This window comes from Catenulispora subtropica (assembly GCF_039531675.1).
In the GTDB taxonomy this organism is placed as follows: domain Bacteria; phylum Actinomycetota; class Actinomycetes; order Streptomycetales; family Catenulisporaceae; genus Catenulispora; species Catenulispora subtropica.
The window spans coordinates 53,362-69,106 of the sequence record NZ_BAAAQM010000054.1 but is presented as its reverse complement, the minus strand read 5'-3'; the positions used below and the strand labels follow the sequence as shown (position 1 = coordinate 69,106).

General features: G+C 70.2%; 15 protein-coding genes. 8 read left to right on the top strand and 7 right to left on the bottom strand.

The features are described from left to right. Nucleotides 1-643: Bax inhibitor-1/YccA family protein (locus ABD466_RS34755; protein WP_344661490.1), on the bottom strand; the 643-nt coding region annotated here is incomplete at its 3' end. Between the two features lie 98 nt (nucleotides 644-741). Between ABD466_RS34755 and ABD466_RS34750 the strand changes: the two genes are divergently transcribed. Then, on the top strand, nucleotides 742-2,190 hold the full coding sequence (locus tag ABD466_RS34750; RefSeq protein ID WP_344661489.1) for a class II fumarate hydratase: 1,449 nt from the start codon (nucleotides 742-744) through the stop codon (nucleotides 2,188-2,190). A 25-nt stretch (nucleotides 2,191-2,215) separates the two neighbouring features. Continuing rightward, complete coding sequence (locus ABD466_RS34745; RefSeq protein WP_344661488.1) at nucleotides 2,216-2,473, top strand: hypothetical protein; 258 nt, start codon at nucleotides 2,216-2,218, stop codon at nucleotides 2,471-2,473. A 183-nt stretch (nucleotides 2,474-2,656) separates the two neighbouring features. Here the strand turns inward: ABD466_RS34745 and ABD466_RS34740 are convergent, their stop codons facing one another. Continuing rightward, the gene (locus tag ABD466_RS34740; protein ID WP_344661487.1) at nucleotides 2,657-3,649 is read right to left on the bottom strand and encodes a helix-turn-helix transcriptional regulator; all 993 of its coding nucleotides are present in this window, start codon (nucleotides 3,647-3,649) and stop codon (nucleotides 2,657-2,659) included. Nucleotides 3,650-3,770: 121 nt separating this feature from the next. Between ABD466_RS34740 and ABD466_RS34735 the strand changes: the two genes are divergently transcribed. Then, nucleotides 3,771-4,604 carry an NAD(P)H-binding protein gene (locus ABD466_RS34735; RefSeq protein ID WP_344661486.1) on the top strand — a complete coding sequence of 278 codons (834 nt, stop codon included), beginning with the start codon at nucleotides 3,771-3,773 and terminating at the stop codon, nucleotides 4,602-4,604. On the opposite strand, the gene ABD466_RS34730 is transcribed toward ABD466_RS34735, so the two are convergent. After that, a complete protein-coding gene (locus tag ABD466_RS34730) occupies nucleotides 4,601-5,029 on the bottom strand; it encodes a hypothetical protein (RefSeq protein ID WP_344661485.1) in 429 nt (142 codons plus the stop codon). The genes ABD466_RS34735 and ABD466_RS34730 overlap by 4 nt on opposite strands. Nucleotides 5,030-5,117: 88 nt before the next feature. Beyond that, nucleotides 5,118-6,854 carry a phospholipase D-like domain-containing protein gene (locus tag ABD466_RS34725; RefSeq protein ID WP_344661484.1) on the bottom strand — a complete coding sequence of 579 codons (1,737 nt, stop codon included), beginning with the start codon at nucleotides 6,852-6,854 and terminating at the stop codon, nucleotides 5,118-5,120. A gap of 253 nt (nucleotides 6,855-7,107) precedes the next feature. Between ABD466_RS34725 and ABD466_RS34720 the strand changes: the two genes are divergently transcribed. Genes ABD466_RS34720 through ABD466_RS34710 form a run of 3 tightly spaced genes read left to right on the top strand, consistent with a single transcriptional unit; the run spans nucleotide 7,108 to nucleotide 9,140 of the window. Next, nucleotides 7,108-8,268, top strand: coding sequence for a BTAD domain-containing putative transcriptional regulator (locus ABD466_RS34720; RefSeq protein ID WP_344661483.1), 1,161 nt, complete (start codon nucleotides 7,108-7,110; stop codon nucleotides 8,266-8,268). A 48-nt stretch (nucleotides 8,269-8,316) separates the two neighbouring features. Beyond that, nucleotides 8,317-8,634 carry an ArsR/SmtB family transcription factor gene (locus tag ABD466_RS34715; protein ID WP_344661482.1) on the top strand — a complete coding sequence of 106 codons (318 nt, stop codon included), beginning with the start codon at nucleotides 8,317-8,319 and terminating at the stop codon, nucleotides 8,632-8,634. After that, complete coding sequence (locus tag ABD466_RS34710; RefSeq protein WP_344661481.1) at nucleotides 8,631-9,140, top strand: SRPBCC domain-containing protein; 510 nt, start codon at nucleotides 8,631-8,633, stop codon at nucleotides 9,138-9,140. The genes ABD466_RS34715 and ABD466_RS34710 overlap by 4 nt, the downstream gene beginning before the upstream one ends. A gap of 21 nt (nucleotides 9,141-9,161) precedes the next feature. Here the strand turns inward: ABD466_RS34710 and ABD466_RS34705 are convergent, their stop codons facing one another. From ABD466_RS34705 to dnaE, 3 genes are read right to left on the bottom strand one after another with little or no spacing between them, the layout of a single operon-like run. Further along, complete coding sequence (locus ABD466_RS34705) at nucleotides 9,162-9,983, bottom strand: inositol monophosphatase family protein (protein ID WP_344661480.1); 822 nt, start codon at nucleotides 9,981-9,983, stop codon at nucleotides 9,162-9,164. An 18-nt stretch (nucleotides 9,984-10,001) separates the two neighbouring features. After that, entirely contained in the window at nucleotides 10,002-10,625 is a 624-nt protein-coding gene (locus tag ABD466_RS34700; protein WP_344661479.1) for a nitroreductase family protein, read from the bottom strand. 4 nt (nucleotides 10,626-10,629) lie between these two features. Beyond that, nucleotides 10,630-14,199 (bottom strand): DNA polymerase III subunit alpha, encoded by a 3,570-nt coding sequence (gene dnaE, locus ABD466_RS34695; RefSeq protein WP_344661478.1) that lies wholly within the window; start codon nucleotides 14,197-14,199, stop codon nucleotides 10,630-10,632. Nucleotides 14,200-14,319: 120 nt separating this feature from the next. On the opposite strand from dnaE, the gene ABD466_RS34690 reads away from it, so the two are divergent. Next, nucleotides 14,320-14,553 (top strand): SCO4848 family membrane protein, encoded by a 234-nt coding sequence (locus ABD466_RS34690; RefSeq protein WP_344661477.1) that lies wholly within the window; start codon nucleotides 14,320-14,322, stop codon nucleotides 14,551-14,553. Continuing rightward, nucleotides 14,550-15,716, top strand: coding sequence for a winged helix DNA-binding domain-containing protein (locus ABD466_RS34685; protein ID WP_344661476.1), 1,167 nt, complete (start codon nucleotides 14,550-14,552; stop codon nucleotides 15,714-15,716). Before ABD466_RS34690 ends, ABD466_RS34685 begins: the two co-directional genes overlap by 4 nt. The last annotated feature ends 29 nt before the right edge of the window (nucleotides 15,717-15,745 follow it).

Below are 15,745 nucleotides of genomic sequence, written 5' to 3'. Positions count from 1 at the left end.
GTCCGCCGAACAGGTTCAGGAAGAACAGGAACACGTTGAGGACGTCCAGGAAGATCGACGCGGCCAGCAGCGGTGCCGAGTTGAAGTCCTGGTTCCGCCGCAGCCGCTGGAAGTCCACGAGCGTGAACCCGGCGAAGATCACCAGGCCGGCCACGCTGTAGACGACCGAGGCGTGCGGGATCTTCACGAAGATGGCGACGACCCCGAAGACCAGCAGGGCCACCAGCGCCCAGAAGCTCATCCGGGCCACGCCGGACAGGTCGCGGTTGGTCGCGTAGCCGGCCGAGCCCAGCGCCAGGATGAACAGCGCGGTCGCGCCGCCGGCCTGCCACAGCGCCTGCGGGTCGGTGGTCGCGTAGTAGACCAGGGTGGGCGACACCGCGATGCCCATCATCAGGCCGAACGCGCCGAGGAGGACGACCGTGACCTCCCGCGAGCGGCGGGCCGCGAACTGCATCCCGATCAGCGCCGCGAACGCGGCGATGAAGGCGATGAACCCGGCGCCGTGGCTCAGGTTGCGGCCGAAGTAGGCGCCGAGGGCGAACAGCCCGGCGGTCGCCGCGACGTACATCATGGTCCGGGCGAACAAGGTGTTCGTCGAGATGCCGTAGCCGCCCCGGCGCGCTGTCGTTGTTTCGTACACGTCCACTCCTTACCCGCGTGCGCGGATTTCATCGTCGTTCGAATTCTTGTGCACTACGCGGATCTGCGCATTTCAAGGATGCTCGATAGCCTTGCCCCATGGATGGATCAGCCCCCGACATCCTCGACGTGCCGATCGGCATCGACGCCACCGGCACCCGCCGCGAGACCGACGCCATGGGCGCCGTCGAGGTCCCCGCCGACCGCTACTGGGGCGCGCAGACCCAGCGCTCCCTGGAGCACTTCTCGATCGGCGACGACCACATGCCGCCGGGCATCCACCACGCCTACGGCTACGTGAAGATGGCCGCCGCGCTGGTCAACGGCGCGGCCGGGCGGCTGCCGCAGTGGATGGCCGACCTGATCGCCCGGGTCGCCGCCGAGGTCATCTCCGGGGACCTGGACGAGCACTTCCCGCTCTACGTCTGGCAGACCGGCTCCGGTACGCAGACCAACATGAACGTCAACGAGGTGATCAGCAACCGCGCCATCCAGCTGGCCGGCGGCACTCTCGGGAGCAAGTCCCCGGTCCATCCCAACGACCATGTCAACCTCGGCCAGTCCTCCAACGACAGCTTCCCCACCGCGACCCATGTCGCGGCGGTACTGGCGCTGCACGACCACGTGCTCCCCGAGCTCCGGAGCCTGCACGCGGTCTTGGAGCAGAACGCCCGTAAGTGGGCCGGCATTCCGAAGACCGGCCGCACCCACTTGCAGGACGCCGTTCCTCTGACCGTGGGCCAGGAATGGTCCGGCTACGCCGCGCAGATCGCGGCCGCCACGGGCCGGCTGGAGGCGGCACTGCCGGGGCTCTACGAGCTGGCCGCGGGCGGCACGGCGGTGGGGACCGGCCTGAACGCGCCGCCCGGATTCGCCGAGCGGTTCGCCGCCGAACTCGCCGAGCTGACCGGCCACCCGTTCGTCACCGCGCCGAACAAGTTCGCGGCGCTGGCCGGGGCGGACGCCATGGTCGCGGCCTCGGCCGGGCTGCGCGGCGTCGCGGTCGCGCTGTACAAGGTCGCCAACGACGTCCGCTGGCTCGGCTCCGGGCCCCGCACCGGCCTCGGCGAACTGCGGTTGCCGGAGAACGAGCCGGGCAGTTCGATCATGCCGGGCAAGGTGAACCCGACGCAGTGCGAGGCCACGATGATGGTCTGCACCCGGGTCATGGCCGACGACGGCGCGCTGGCCGCCGCCGCGGCCGGCGGCAGCTTCGAGCTCAACACGATGCGGCCGCTGATCGCCTCCTCGTTCCTGCACTCGGCGCGCATCCTCACCGACGCCGCCCGGAACTTCCGGGTGTTCTGCCTGGAAGGCGTCGAGCTGAACCGCGAGCGGATCGACCACGACCTGGGCCGCTCGCTCATGCTGGTGACCGCGTTGACGCCGGAGATCGGCTACGACAAGGCCGCGCAGATCGCGCACGCCGCCGACAGCACCGGCAGCACGCTGCGCGAGGCCGCGATCGGCAGCGGGCACCTCAGCGGCGAGGAGTTCGACCGCATCGTCGACCCGCGCGCGATGACCGAGCCGCCGGGTGCTGAGTGAGGGCTCTGTTTCCGGGCTCCGCTATTTGAGCGCCCACCAGAAGGCGTTGTCGGACAACCCGTCCGGGTTGCCGGCGCAGTCTTCGGGGGCCATAGCGAAGTTGTGGTTGGTCAGGTCGGTGGTCGCGTCGGCGGCCCGACGCGAAGTCGATCAGGCGCGGGCCGTCGGCGGCCAGCAGCACCTTGGAGGGCTTCACGTCGCGGTGCACCAGCCCCTGGGCGTGGATCGCGGCGAGCGCTCCGGCGACCCCGGCCGCCACCTCGACCGCGGCCTCCCCGGGTGAGCGGGCCGGTGGCGGCGACCGCCGTGGCCAGCGACCACGGGTGCTCGGCCTCGACGTCGGAGTCCAGCACCGCGGCCAGGCGCGGCCCGGTGATGGACGCGGTCGTCTCGACCTCGCGCCGGAAGCGCCGCCGGAACTCCGGGTCATGCGCGAGATCGGCGTGGATCACCTTGACCGCGGCTGTCACCCCGGCTGCGGTGCGGCCCAGATATGTTCCGGGGCTGGTTCCGGGGCTGGTTCCGGGACTGCCCGGGACAGTCGGGCGGCCAGGGCGGACACGTAGTCCTTGAGTTCGGGCGGGTCCACGACCTCGAACTCGAAGCCCTTGAGCGCTATGTAGACGGCGATCGTGTCCAGGGCTTCGGCGCCGGTGTAGTAGAGGCAGGAGTGTTCGTCGCGGGCCTCCAGGCGTCCCGCTGTCGGTGTGGTGGTGGCGGCGACCTTCTCCAGCGGTGCGTGGAACAGGATCGTGGCCTGGTACCGGTACGGTGCGCGGGTGATGGCGTCGGACAGATAGGTCACGGCGTCCCCGGCCGGTTCCGGGCGAGGCGTGAACCGCGCCCCCGGCTGGAGCGGGCCGCCGACACGGTCGACGCGGAACGTGCGCCAGTCTTCGCGGTCCAGGTCGTAGGCGAGCAGATACCAGTTGCGGCCGGCGCGGGCCACCCGGTAGGGCTCGACGCGGCGGGTCCGGTCGCGGTAGCGGAAGCGGACGCCCTCGTGCGCCCGGCAGGCCCCGGCCAGGGCGGTCAGCAGGGCGGCGTCCACGACCGGGCAGTCGCCCGGCAGCAGCATGATGGCGGTCTGGACGGTGTCGACGCGGTGGCGCAGGCGCGAGGGCAGGATCTGCTCGATCTTGCTCAGCGCGCGCAGCGACGTCTCCTCGATCCCGGTCAGCCAGCCCGCCGCCGCGCCGCGCAGGCCGACGGCCACGGCGACCGCCTCGTCGTCGTCCAGCAACAGCGGCGGCAGGGCGGCGCCGACGCCGAGGCGGTAGCCGCCCGCGGTGCCGGGCGTCGACTCGACCGGATAGCCGAGCTCCCGGAGGCGGTCCACATCCCGGCGGACCGTGCGGGGGGTGACGTCGAGGCGTTCGGCCAGTTCGGTGCCGCCCCAGTCGGGGCGTGATTGCAGCAGCGACAGCAGCCGGAGCAGCCGGGCAGAGGTCTGGAGCATGGGCGCGAACTCCTTGAGAATACGTCCGGATCGAGGACGGAACCTGTCCGCAAGGGCTTCTAGTGTCGCTGATGCGAGCCCGATCCGGGCACCTCGTCACCGAAATCTCTGGGGAGAACTCATGATCCTGATCACTGGCGCCACCGGGAACGTCGGCCGGCTGGTCCTCGAGCGACTGGCCGCCGACGGGCGGAAGGTGCGGGCTCTGAGCCGGAACCCGGAGGACGTGCGGTGGCCGTCCGGGGTCGAGGCGGTCGCGGGCGACCTGACCGACGCGGAATCGCTGGCCGCGGCGCTGAACGGCGTGGAAGCCGTCTTCCTGTTCGCCGCGCCCGGATCCGGTCCGGGTTTCACCGCCGCGGCCGAGGCCGCGGGCGTGCGCCGGGTGGTGCTGCTGTCCTCGGGCGCGGTCGACGACGCCGCCGAGGCGCAGGACGGCCCGATCGCGGCGTACCACTGGGAGATCGAGCAGGCGCTGCGGGCGTCCTCGCTGGCGTGGACGTTCCTGCGTCCCGAGGTGTTCGCCGCCAACGTCCTGCCGTGGGCGCACCAGACGAAGTCCGGCGACGAGATCCGGGGCGCCTACGCCGAAGCGGCGTCCTCCCCGATCCACGAGGCCGACATCGCGGACGTCGCCGTCGCGGCCCTGACCTCCGACGGCTACGCCGGAACGATCCACCACCTGTCGGGTCCGGAGTCCCTGACCCACGCGGACCAGGCGCGCATCCTCGGCGAGGTCCTGGGCCGCCCGATCCGCTACATCGAGGTACCCGTCGAGGCCGTGCGCCAGCAGATGAGCGCCCACGTCCCGGCGCCGATCCTGGACAGCATCATCAAGATCTGGGCCGAGTCGGTGGAGACGCCGCGTCCGGTGACCGACGGGGTCGAGGCGGTGACCGGGCAGCGGCCGCGGGACTTCCGGACCTGGGTGCGGGACCACGCCGAGGCGTTCTAGCCCTTCAGGGCCCGCCGCCGCTGCGACAGGCTTTCGTCCTCGCGCATCGGCGGCGGGATCAGGAACCGCGGCCGATTGGACCAGGCGATCGTGTACTGGGCGGCGAACAGCACCAGCGCAACCGCGAACAGCGCGATACCGGTGACCGTCCACGGCGTGAACGTGGTGCCGGAGTGCCGGCGCATGGTGCCGATCGCCAGAATGATCGTCGCGAGCAGCATGAGGCACAACGACAGATACAGCGCGACCATGCCGCGGACCCGGGCGTCGCGCGTGTCGAAGGAGGAGCGGACGAACACCGACCTCAAGCGCAGCGCCAAGGCCTCGTCGCCGCGCCAGAGGCGGTACACGATGGAGCCCATCCCGGCGACGCAGACGATGAAGAGGATCACCAGGAACGCCAGGGCCACGCGTTGACCGTTCATGCGCCGACCCTATCCGGCGCTGGAAGACCTGGAAGAAGCGTTCCCGGCCCGCCGGAAGCGGCGGGCCGGGAACGCATCGGTCGGACCGTCAGCTGGTCTTCACCACGGTGTCGTCGACCACGAACGAGGTGGGGTACTCGTAGTCGTTCGTCGCGGTGAGCTTCAGCGTCACGGTCTGGCCGGCATAGGAAGCCAACGAGAGGTTGTGCTGGGAGTAGCCGGTGTTGGCGTTCTTGTTGGAGTACGTGTACAGGGTGCCCAGCACGGTGCCCGCGCTGTTCAGAACCTGCACCTTCAGGGTGTCGTAGGCGGTTGTCGTGCTGGTCTCCGCGGTGTCGACGTGCATCCAGAAGCTGAACGTGTACGTCGTGCACCCGCTCGGCAGCCCCACGGTCTGGGACAGCGTGGCGGTGCTGGAGTCGGTGCCGCCGAGCCACGCGTCCCAGCTGCCGGTGTGTGCCGGCTCGCTGGAGCTGTTGCTGATGACACCGGCGGACGCGGTCCACGGCGCGGCGTCGGTCCCGTTCTCGAAACCGGGGTCGCCGAGCAGGTTCGCGTTGGCGCAGGACGTGGACCCGCTGGTGATCGCCCATGTGAACGACGTCGTGCCGGAAGGCCCGGTGGAGTCGGTCGCGGTGACCGTGACGGTGGCGGTGGTGGCGGTGGTGGGCGTGCCGGAGATCAGGCCGCTGCTCGCGTTGATCGAGAGCCCGGCGGGCAGGCCGGCGGCGGCGTAGGACAGGGTTCCCCCGGCCGTGTCAGTAGCCTGAATCTGGAGCGAGGTCGCGGTGCCCACGGTTCCGGTCTGGTTCCCCGGGTTGGCGACCGTGACGCCGGTGCCGGCGGTCTTGGTGAAGTCCGCCGTGAAGGCGTTCTCGATCCCGGTGAGCACCCCGGAGTCGGTGAGGATCAGGCCGAGCTCACGGTTGTGGTTCAGCGAGTTGTCGGAGAAGTTCTCCGAGCCGGCGAAGACCTTGGCGCCGGCGGTGCCGTAGTCCGCGACGATGGCCTTGGCGTGGATGTAGTAGCCGGTCTGCGACGTGTACTGCGTCACCTGCGCACCGGCCGCTTGCACCTGGCTGATCTGGGTGTTGTACGAGCCGCCGGTGTTCTCCAGCACGCACCGCACCGCCACCCCGCGCTGCGCGGCGCTGACGATCGCATTGACCAGCGTGGCGTCGCCGAACTCCTCCTGTTCCACGTCCAGCGACTTGGTGGCACCGTTGATCAGCGCCAGCAGGTGGGATTGCGAGTCGGTCGGTGACCACACCAGGTGGTCGCCGTCGGCCGGGGTGATCGAGGTCGAGGTGAAGTCGGCGTTGAACACCTGCTCCACCGCCGCCACGTCGGCCGGGTCGGTGTCGAACACGGAGTAGTCGCGCGAGGTCGAGTAGTACGTGGTGTCCAGGTTCCCGGTGCTGATCCAGGACGTGGCGCCGTCGACCGTGATCGTCTTCTGGTGCGTGTACGTGAACGCCGAGGAGCTGTAGATGACACTCACGCCGCCGGCTTGCAGCGCGCTGTAGGCGGCGCCGTTCACGCTGGTGTGCTGCGCGTCCAGGATCACGCGGACCGGGAGACCGGCCTTGTGCTTGTTCACCAGTGCCGTCGTCACCGTGGTGTCACGCAGTTCGTACATGGTGACGTCGATCGACTTCTGGGCGCTGTTGACGAAGTCGTAGATCGCGCTCTCGCCCTGGTCGGGCAGGATCAGCAGGTTGTACGTCCCCGCCGCGTGGGCGGCCGGGGCCAGCACCGCGGCCGCGGCGGCGGTCGCGATGGCGACCACGCCGAGGCCGACGCGCCGGAAGGCGGATCTCAGCATTCCGTCTCTCCTGATGGTGGGGGGGTGAGGAGTACCGGGGGAGCCCACAACGGAAAGTACAGACCGGCTCTAATCACGCAAAGGGCTGTGAGTGGAACTTTTTGGTGAACAGGAGCCGGAGGCCAGCCTTCCAGGATGCCCCACGCGGCGTGATCACCTCAAGGCCTCCGGTCACCTCAAGACCCTGACCCCCGCTCTACGCGGTGCGTGACAATCCGACTACAGTTCGGGTACAGCAGGACACTGACGGCGCGTGGCCACCGACGCCGCCGACGAGGGGAAGACGATGCACTGGGCGATCCTCGGACCGTTCCTGGTCAGCGACGGCTCCGGACGCGAGGTCCGGATCCCTGGCTCCCGACTACGCACACTGCTCGCGGCCTTGCTGCTGCGGGCCAACCAGCCGGTCTCCGTGGACGAACTCTGCGACATCCTGTGGGACGGCGAGCCGCCCCCCGACGCCGCCCGCACCGTACGGGTCTACGTGCTGCGCCTGCGGCGCGCGCTCGGCCCCGACGCGGACCGCATCGTCACGAGGCCGCCGGGCTACCTCTGCCGCGTGGACCTCGGCGAACTCGACACCCTCGCCTTCGAGACCGCCTGCGGCCGCGCCGCCGTGGCGCTGGCCGGGGGCTCCTGGGCGGTCGCCGCGAGCGCGGCGGAGCGGGCCATGCGGATGTGGCGCGGACAGCCGCTGCTGGACGTGCCGTCGCAGCGGCTGCACGACGCGTGCGTGCCCCGCCTGGAACAGCTGCGGCTGCAGGTGCTGGACGACCGCTGCGAGGCGGACCTCGCGCTGGGCCGCCACGGCGACGTGATCCCGCGCCTGCGCGAGCTCGTGAAACGCCACCCTTCGTACGAGCGCTTCCACGCCCAGCTGATGGTCGCGTTGGAGGGCAACGGCCGCCGCGCCGAAGCGCTGACGGTGTACCAGCAGGCCCGGCAGACCCTGGCGGCCGAACTCGGCACCGAGCCCGGCGCCGAACTGCGTGCGCTGTACCGGCGGATCCTGGACGGCGGGACGCGGACCGCCGCCGGCAACGGAGCCTTGCGCAGGGCCGCGCCGGTGGTGCCGCTGGAGTCGCTGCACGCGATCGACGAGGCGGTGGAACGCGCTTCGCTCACGCTGGCCGCGTTCGTCTCCGGGCACTTCGAGCGGCTCTGGTCGTGGTTCAGCGCACCGCTGGCGGAGGTCGCCACCGTTGAGCACTTGACCGGCGCTCGCGAGGACCTGGAGCGGCAGATGGGGGCGTTCCAGCAGATGTCCGGGATGCCGCGGGTCCGGCGCGCCGGGCTTCGCACGGTCGTGGAGATTCCGTTGATCTACGAGACGGCGCGGATGAAGGGCCGGGTGACGCTGGACGCGGAGGGCAAGGTGCTGGGGCTCTATGTGCTGAAGGTGGACGAGCACTAAGGGTATATTCCTTGACGGGCATATAACCGCAGAGGCAAACTGGGCCGTATGACCGTCGCCGCCGCGTTCCAAGCCCTGGCCGAGCCGCGCCGCCTGGCCATCCTGGAGCTGCTGCGCGACGGCGAGAAGTCAGTGGGCGAACTCGCCGAGCGGCTGGACGCGAGCCAGCCCGCGGTCTCCAAGCATCTGCGCGCCCTCAAGGAGGCGGGCCTGGTCGAAGTGCGGCCGGATGCGCAGCACCGCTACTACCGCATACGCCCGGAGCCCCTGGCCGAGGTCGACGACTGGCTGGCGCAGTACCGCCGGCTGTGGTCCCGGAGCCTGGACCGCCTGGAAGCCCACCTGGAAGAGCGGAGGAAGACATGAGCGACGCGACGTTGACGACTCCCGGACCGCAGGGCGCCGCGGTGCGCCTGGAGCGTGTCCTGCCCGATCCGCCCGACGTGGTCTGGCAGGCGCTGACCGAGCGCGAGCAGCTCAAGGCGTGGTTCCCGTGCGACGTGATCGTGGCCGGGGGAGTGTGGGAGCCGGGTGCGGCCATCTCCTTCCCGTTCGGCCCCGAGCCGGACGCCCTGACGCTGACCGGCGAGGTGCTGGAGGTCCGTGAGCCGGAGCTGCTCGCCTTCACCTGGGCCGAGGAGACGCTGCGCTTCGAGCTGACGCCGCGGGACGGCGGCACGCACCTCGTCCTGATCGACGAGCTGCGTCCCGGCATCGCCGCACGCAACGCCGCGGGCTGGGAGGTCTGCCTCGACCGGCTGGCCGGACGGGCCCCGGCCGACGACGCCTGGCGCGGGCTGTTCGAGCGCTACACCGCGGCGTTCGCGCCGACGCTGGGAGCGCAGGAGGGCCCGCCGGCGGGGATGGCGTAGCCGCTCAGCCCCCTATCCGCCCTATCCGGCGATCGACCCCGTGATGACCTGCCGCACCAGCGTGGCGGTCGCCGGATCGCTGGCGGCGACGAACGGCAGCGCGTTGCCGCCGTGCAGCCGGACCGGGGCGCCGTCCAGGGCCGCGACGTGGCCGCCGGCCTCGGCGACCAGCAACAGCCCCGCCGCGTGGTCCCAGCAGTGCTCCCAGGTGAGCACCATGGCGGACCGCTTGCCGACGGCCAGGTCCAGGTACTCGATGCCGCAGGCGTCGAAGTAGCGCACGTCCAGGCCCGCCGCGTTCAGGGCGTCGAAGCCCCGGCCGTAGCCGCTCGGCCACCAGACCGGGTGCGAGGTGGTCAACGGCAGTGCGGGCGGGTCGGTCGGCGGCGCCACACGGGCCGGTGCCCCGTCCACCCACGCGCCCTGCCCGGCCAGCGCGGTGCCGATGCGGTTCAGCACCGGCGCGTAGGACCAGGACGCCTGCAGCACGCCGCCCACGGACAGCGCGACCAGGGTCGAGAAGCGGCCGGAGCCGGCGACGAAGTTGCGGGTCCCGTCGATCGGGTCGACGACCCACACCGGCGCGTCACCGGTCAGGGCGCGCAGCACCAGCGGGTCCTCGGAGACCGCCTCCTCGCCGACCACGACCGAACCGGGCAGGAACGCCGTCAGGCGTTCGCGCAGGAATTCCTCGGCCTCCCGGTCGGCGACGGTGACCGGATCCATCGGGCCCTTCATGGCGACGTCGGAGTCGCTCAGACTCCGGAATCGCGGCAGGACCGCCTCCTCGTTGACGGAACGGATGATGCCTTCGACTTCGGCCAGATCGGCGAGGGAGATCACCGTCTCACTGTAGGCCGGTCACAGGCTCCCGGGCGGGTCGGTCCGCCACCGGCCGCGGTGGGTGATGTCCTCGACGGTCCGGCGCGCGATGGTCTTGCGCGAGGTCTTCTGGCGCGCGTCCCGGTCCGCGTCCGGATGCCCGATCGCCACGGCGCCGATCGGGGTGAAGTCGTCCGGGATGGCGAACTCGGCGCGCACGTTGTCGATCGCCGACGGCGGGATCCCGAAGTACAGCGCCCCGAGGCCCTCCTCGACCGTGGCGAGCAGCAGGAGCATGGTCAGCATGCCGGTGTCGATGTGCCAGAACGGAACCGGCCACCGTGCCTCGTCCCGGTCGGTCCAGCCCTTGTCGGGGCGGGCGTAGCGGTCGAGGTAGACCTCTTTGTTGGAGCACGGGATCACGATCAAGGGCGCGTTGCGCAGCGGTGTGCCCGCGTACTCGTCCTCGGGGTCCATCGCGGCCCAGAAGACGGCGCGGTCCTCCGGCGACTCCAGCACGAGCATCGCGTACCCCTGCGAGAACCCCGCAGACGGCGCCCGGTTGGCCGCGCGCAGCAGCCGCTCGGTCACCTCCGGGGAGACCGGCTCGGTGGTGAACGCGCGGACCATCCGCCGCTTGCGGATCACATCCTGGAACTCCACGGCCTCACTCCCCGGCCTGGGAGGGCTCGGCGCCGAAGCAGCCGGCGCCCAGCAGGACCTTGAGATCGGAGCTCAGGGCCGGCGAGTTGGACACCCTCAGGTTGTCGCCGAGCTGGTAGCGGACCACCTTCTCGTCCCGGCTGCGCAGGTGCACGCGCACCGGCGTGGTCCCCGGGTGGCTGGTCAGGATCCGCTTGAGCCGCTCCACGGTGGCCGGGATCACCCGGGCCTCGGAGACGTGCAGCACCACCGGGGCGCTGCTGCCGGCCGAGGAGATGTCGAGCATCGCGACCTCCATCGCGATCAGCTTCGGCACCTCGTCGCGCCGGTCCAGCCGGCCCTTCACCACGACCACCGCGTCCTCGGCCAGCTGGGTGGCGTAGAGCTGGTAGGTCTGCGGGAAGAACATGGTCTCGATGCCGCCCTCGAGGTCCTCGATGGCGGCCGCGGCCCAGGTGTTGCCCTGTTTGGTGACCTTGCGGGCCAGGCCCGAGACGATGCCCGCGATGGTCACGATCGAACCGTCGGCGCGCTCGGTGTCCGCGGTCAGCGCCGCGATCGAGCAGTCGGCCTTGGAGGCCAGCACGTGCTCCACGCCGGACAGCGGGTGGTCGGACACGTACAGGCCCAGCATCTCCCGCTCGAAGCCGAGCAGCACCTTCTTGTCCCACTCGATGTCCGAGAAGGTCATCTCGACGCCGCCGGTGATCGCCTCCTGGCCGCCGTCCAGCAGCGAGCCGAACAGCGAGTCCTGGCCCAGCGCCTCCTGCTTCTTGACCTCCACCACCGAGTCGATGGCCCGCTCGTGCTGCTCGACCAGGCCGCGGCGGGAGTGTCCGAGGGAGTCGAAGGCGCCGGCCTTGATCAGCGACTCGATGGTCCGCTTGTTGCAGACCGGCAGGTCCACCTTGGCCAGGAAGTCGTTGAACGACGTGAACCGGCCCTTGGCCTTGCGGGTGGCGATGATCGAGGAGACCACGTTCTCGCCGACGTTGCGGATCGCGCCGAGACCGAAGCGGATGTCCGAGCCCACCGGGGTGAACTGGTGCAGGGAGTCGTTGACGTCCGGCGGCAGCACCTTGATGCCCATCCGGCGGCACTCGGCCAGGTAGATCGCCGAGCGGTCCTTGTCGGTGGCCGTCGAGGTGAGCAGCGCGGCCATGTACTCGGCGGGGTAGTGGGCCTTGAGATACGCGGTCTGATACGCGATGAAACCGTAGGCCACCGAGTGCGACTTGTTGAACGCGTAGTCGGCGAACGGGACCAGGACGTCCCACACCGCCTTGGTGGCCTGGGCCGAGAAGCCGTTGTCGGCCATGCCCTTCTCGAAGCCCACGTACTCCTTGTCGAGGACTTCCTTCTTCTTCTTGCCCATCGCCCGGCGCAGCAGGTCGGCCTGGGCCAGGGAGTAGCCGGCGAGCACCCGCGCGGCCGCCATCACCTGCTCCTGGTAGATGATCAGGCCGTAGCTGACGCCGAGCACCTCCTCCAGCGGCTTCTCCAGCTCCGGGTGGATCGGGGTGATCGGCTGCCGGTTGTTCTTGCGCTCGGCGTAGTTGATGTGCGAGTTCGCGCCCATCGGCCCCGGCCGGTACAGGGCGATGATGGCGGAGACGTCCTCGAAGTTGTCCGGGCGCATCTGCCGCAGCAGCGAGCGCAGCGGGCCGCCGTCCAGCTGGAACACGCCCAGCGTGTCGCCGCGGCACAGCAGTTCGTAGGTCAGCGGGTCGTCGAGCGGGAACTCCAGGGTGTTCAGCCGCTTGCCGGTGGTGGTCTCCACGTTGTTCAGGGCGTCGGTGATGATCGTCAGGTTCCTGAGACCCAGGAAGTCCATCTTGATCAGGCCGATTTCCTCGCAGGTCGGGTAGTCGAACTGCGTGATGATGACGCCGTCGGCGGGCCGCATCATGACCGGGACGTGGTCGGTGATGGTCTCCGGCGAGATGATGACGCCGGCCGCGTGCACGCCGGGCTGCCGGATCAGGCCCTCGACGCCCATGCCGGTGTCGATGACCTTCTTGACGTCCGGGTCCTGCTCGTACATCCCCCGGATCTCGCCGGCCTCGCCGAACCGCGGGTGCTTGCTGTCGAACACCCCGGTCAGCGGCATCGACTTGCCCATCACGTCCGGCGGCATCGCCTTGGTGATGCGGTCGCCCATCGCGAACGGGTAGCCCAGGATGCGCGAGGCGTCCTTGATCGCCGCCTTCGCCTTGATCCGCCCGAACGTGGCGATCATCGCCACCTTGTCCTCGCCGTACTTCTCGGTGACGTAGCGGATCACGTCCGAGCGGCGGCGGTCGTCGAAGTCGATGTCGATGTCGGGGGGCGTGACCCGGTCCGGGTTCAGGAACCGCTCGAAGAGCAGGTCGAACGGGATCGGGTCGACGTCGGTGATGCCCAGCGAGTAGGCCACCAGCGATCCGGCCGCGGACCCGCGGCCCGGCCCCACGGCGATGCCGTTGTCCTTGGCCCAGTTGATGAAGTCCGCGACCACGATGAAGTAGGACGGGAACCCCATCTGCAGGATGACGCCGAGCTCGAACTCCAGCCGGTCGACGTAGGTCTTCTCATCCGGCGGCCCCGCCGGGAACCGCTTGGCCAGCCCGTCGAACGCCAGCTTCCGGAACCACTCGTCCTCGGTGAGCCCGTCCGGCGGGTCCAGCCTCGGCATCAGGTTCCGGTAGGCGAACATCCCCTCCGGATTCACCTTCTCCGCGATCAGCAACGTGTTCCGGCAGCCCTCCTGCCAGATGTCGTCGCTGTTGATGGCCCGCATCTCGTCGGCGGACTTCAGGTAGTAGCCGTCACCGCCGAACTTGAACCGGTCGGGGTCGGCGATGTTCGAGGCGGTCTGGATGCACAGCAGGGCGTCGTGCGCGGTGGACTCGTGCTGGTACGTGTAGTGCGAGTCGTTGGTCACCACCGGCGGGATGTTGAGCTTGCGCCCGATGTCCAGCAGCCCCTCGCGGACCCGGGTCTCGATGTCGAGGCCGTGGTCCATCAGCTCCAGGTAGAAGTTCTCCTTGCCGAAGATGTCCTGGTACTGCGCCGCGGCTTCCAGTGCTTCCTTCTCCTGGCCCAGCCGCAGCCGGGTCTGCACGAAGCCCGAGGGGCAGCCGGTGGTGGCCATCAGCCCCTCGGAGTGCTGCGCCATCAACTCCGCGTCCATGCGCGGGTACTTCCGCGCGAACCCTTCGGTGAAGGCCCGGGATGAGAGCTTCGTGAGGTTCTGGAGCCCGGTGACGTTCTTCGCCCAGATCGTGGCGTGTCCGTACAGACCACCACCGGACACGTCGTCGGACTTCTGGTGCGGCTGGCCCCACCGGATCGGCTTCTGGTTGTAGCGCGACTCGGGCGCCACATACGCCTCGATGCCGATGATCGGCTTCACCCCGGCGCCCTGCGCCTGCTTCGTGAAGTCCGCCGCGCCGTGCATGTTCCCGTGGTCGGTCATGGCCACCGCGGGCATGCCCAACTCGACTGCGTGCTTGAACATGTCCTTCAGTCGTGCCGCACCGTCCAGCATCGAGTACTCGGTGTGAACGTGCAGGTGGACGAAGGAATCGGACACGGGAAATCCTCCTGCGGGGGTGAGGCTGGCGGGGCACGTGAAGTCTAAAACAGGTCGGGAGAGGCCCGGGCGGCTCGGCCGGGTAGGGTTTCCTGGATCCCAGGTAGGCGAGGAGAGCAAGTGAAACTCGGGCGTGTCGCATCATGGTTCCTCCTGGCTTTCGGGGCCTGGTCCCTCCTCATCTGGCCCCGCTTCCTGAAGGCCATCTGGCAGGACCACCGCTCCTGGGATAACGGGCCGACCTCCTTCTTCCTGGTCCACCTCGTCCTGGTCGTCGTCTCCATCACCGCCGGACTTGCCATCGGCGCAATCGGGTGGCGTTCCCTGCGCTCGCTGCGCAAGATGAACGCGTGACCGCACGCTCAGTCAGCACCGGGGAACGCCGAGCACGCTTGGCGAGCCGCCACCTCCTCGCGCCCACCACCCGCGCGACCACGCCCGAGGCCGTCGCCGACGCACTGGTGGCGCTGCACTCCACAGACGCTGCCACGGTGTACCTCTCTGCCTTGGCCCGCATGGCGAAGCCGGACACCGGCGATGTGGAGCGCGCCCTGTACGACGACCGGACGCTGGTCCGCATGCACGGTATGCGCCAGACCCTGTTCGTGTTCCCCCGCGAGCTGGCTGCCGTCGTCCAGGCGTCGACCACCCGTGAGCTGTGGGGCAAGGAGCGGGCGCTCCTGGTCAAGAACGCCCGCGACGGCGGCCTGGACGACGCGTGGGTCGAGGCGGTCGAGGCGGCGACCGTCGCCGAGGTGCGCCGGCGCGGCTCGGTCACCGGTGCGGAGCTGGGCAAGGCCGTGCCGGCGCTGCGCGACCAGGTGCTGTACGGCAAGGGGACCAAGTGGGAGACGTGGCAGCCCGCGTCCGGCCGGGTCCTGCGGGTGCTGGGCTTCGACGGCGCGATCACGCGGGGCCGCCCGGTCGGCTCGTGGCTGTCGAGCCAGCACCGGTGGGAGCCGGGGGTCGGGCACGCGGACATGCCGGTCCCCGAGGCGCAGGCGGCTTTGGCCCGGGAGTGGCTGCGGGCCTTCGGGCCGGCGACCGAGGCTGATCTGAAGTGGTGGACGGGCTGGAAGGTCACCGACGCCCGCCGAGCGCTGAAGGCGGTCGGGGCGGTGGAGGTGGTCCTGGAGGTGGGCATCGGCTGGCTCCTCCCCGACGACCTCGAACCGCAGGAAGACGTGGAGCCGTGGGCCGCGCTTCTGCCGGGATTGGACCCGACGGCGATGGGATGGCAGCTCCGCGACTGGTACTTGCCGGACGAGCTTCGCCCGCAGCTCTTCGACCGCGCGGGCAACGTCGGCCCCACGGTGTGGTGGAACGGTGAGGTGGTCGGTGGGTGGGCGCAGCGGTCGGACGGAACGATTGCCACGCGTCTCCTTCGCGACGTCGGTCACGAGGCGGCGAAGGCGGTCGAGTCCGAGGCGGAGCGCTGGCAGGGCATCTTGGGGGAGACGCGCGTGACGCCGCGGTTCCGGACACCGCTGGAGCGGGAGCTGGGGGAGGCGGGCTGACGGGGAGTCGGTCCACGCCGACGCCCCGA

Coding starts and splice junctions, on each gene's coding strand:
- ABD466_RS34740 (WP_344661487.1), bottom strand. CDS start 3,649: ATGCTCCAGACCTCTGCCCGGCTGCTCCGGCTGCTGTCGCTGCTGCAA.
- ABD466_RS34725 (WP_344661484.1), bottom strand. CDS start 6,854: ATGCTGAGATCCGCCTTCCGGCGCGTCGGCCTCGGCGTGGTCGCCATC.
- ABD466_RS34735 (WP_344661486.1), top strand. CDS start 3,771: ATGATCCTGATCACTGGCGCCACCGGGAACGTCGGCCGGCTGGTCCTC.
- ABD466_RS34750 (WP_344661489.1), top strand. CDS start 742: ATGGATGGATCAGCCCCCGACATCCTCGACGTGCCGATCGGCATCGAC.
- ABD466_RS34710 (WP_344661481.1), top strand. CDS start 8,631: ATGAGCGACGCGACGTTGACGACTCCCGGACCGCAGGGCGCCGCGGTG.
- ABD466_RS34730 (WP_344661485.1), bottom strand. CDS start 5,029: ATGAACGGTCAACGCGTGGCCCTGGCGTTCCTGGTGATCCTCTTCATC.
- ABD466_RS34715 (WP_344661482.1), top strand. CDS start 8,317: ATGACCGTCGCCGCCGCGTTCCAAGCCCTGGCCGAGCCGCGCCGCCTG.